Here is a 214-nt window from a genome sequence, read left to right as displayed (position 1 = left end):
GGCCTGGCACAGCACCGGCAACAGCGCCTGCACCGTCTCCAGCGCCTGCTTGCCGCCATCGTGGCTGGCGATGGCCACCACCTGCTCCGGGGTCAGGCCATGGGCCTGGCACAGCACCGGCAACAGCCGCTGCACCGTCTCCAGCGCCTGCTTGCCACCGCCATTGCTGGCGATGGCCACCACCTGGTCCGGGGTCAGGCCATGGGCCTGGCAC

At 71.5% G+C, this 214-nt stretch carries 1 pseudogene; it reads right to left on the bottom strand.

The annotated features are described in order from the left end of the window. Window positions 1-214, bottom strand: a pseudogene (locus F7R02_RS26260) (TAL effector repeat-containing protein); the annotation flags it as partial.

Origin of the sequence: Xanthomonas cissicola, from assembly GCF_008801575.1 — a bacterium.
Classification (GTDB): Bacteria; Pseudomonadota; Gammaproteobacteria; order Xanthomonadales; family Xanthomonadaceae; genus Xanthomonas; species Xanthomonas cissicola.
Note: the sequence above shows the minus strand (reverse complement) of the source record. Positions and strands in the feature narration are given on the sequence as shown.